Below are 1,421 nucleotides of genomic sequence, written 5' to 3' on the forward strand. Positions count from 1 at the left end.
CACCCACCAACTCCACATCACCCACCACCACAGACGAATCACCCACCACAGCACGCAACACACTCACCAAACGCTCCGCAAAACCATCCACCGTCGACCGATCGAACAAATCCGTCGCAAACGTGAAATACCCACCCACACCCAGAGGACGACCCCCCTCGTCGTAACGATCCGTCACGATCAAATGCAGATCGAACTGCGAAATCCCTGTATCGGCGTCCAGACCGCTGACCGACAACCCGGGTAACTCCAGCGAACTCTGCGCAAGATTCTGGAAAGACAAGCCCACCTGGAACAACGGATGCCGCGCCGTCGACCGAACCGGATTGAGCACCTCCACCAAACGCTCGAACGGCACATCCGCATGCGCAAACGCCTGCAAATCACTCGCCCGAGTCTGCGCCAACAACTCCTCGAACGTCATCGAAGAATCCACCCGACTACGGAAGACCAACGTATTGACGAACATCCCGATAATGTCGTCCAACGCCTTGTCGCTACGCCCCGCGAACGGAGTACCGATAGCAATGTCATCGGTACCCGACAATCGAGCGAACAACACTGCCATCGCCGAATGCACCACCATGAACAGTGTGCTGTTCGTCCGACGCGCAAGCTGCACGAGGCGCGCATGCAAATCCGCATCGACCGCGAAGTCCGCTCGATCTCCCGCATACGACTGCACCGCCGGACGCGGACGATCCATCGGCAAATCCAACTGATCCGGCAAACCGGCCAAAGCGCTCTTCCAGTACGACACCTGCTGGGCAGCAATCGAATCCGGATCGCCCTCACTACCGAGAACCTCACGCTGCCACAACGCGTAATCGGCGTACTGCACCGGCAACGGAGCCCAACCAGGGGCCTCACCGGCAGAACGTGCCGAATACGCAACCATCACATCACGCGTCAACGGACCCATCGAGGAACCATCCGCCGAAATATGGTGCACCACCAGAGCAAGTACATGTTCCGTCGAAGAGATGGTGAACAACCGAACCCTCAGCGGAATCTCCGTCGTCACATCGAACGTCGTCGATGCCAGCGCACGCACCCGGCTCTCGACGTCCGAAGCATCGATCTCGACGACCTCGATGTCGGGCTTGACCCGTTCCGCCGGGACGACGAACTGGATCGGGCCGTCCTCGGTCTCGGGGTACATCGTGCGGAGAGACTCGTGCCGTTCAATGACATCTCGCACCGCGGCCTCTACGGCTGCGGCATCCAATTCACCCGACAACCTGATGGCGACCGGCACGTTGTACGCCGCCGAACCGGCATCGAATCGGTTCAAGAACCACATCCGCTGCTGCGCCAACGACAACGGCACCACACCCGGACGCTCCCGCGCCACCAACGCAACCCGATCCCCCGACCCCACCGACTGCTCCACCCGAACCGCCAAACCACCCACCGACGGC

At 60.5% G+C, this 1,421-nt stretch carries 1 protein-coding gene; it reads right to left on the minus strand.

Annotation, left to right across the window (positions count from 1 at the left end; translation table 11 throughout):
* Nucleotides 1-1,421, minus strand: a 1,421-nt coding sequence (locus O1W68_RS21475; RefSeq protein ID WP_269307030.1) for a condensation domain-containing protein, incomplete at both ends; no start/stop codon positions are given.

The sequence above is a fragment of the Rhodococcus sp. H36-A4 genome (genome assembly GCF_027158005.1).
Taxonomy (GTDB): Bacteria; Actinomycetota; Actinomycetes; order Mycobacteriales; family Mycobacteriaceae; genus Rhodococcoides.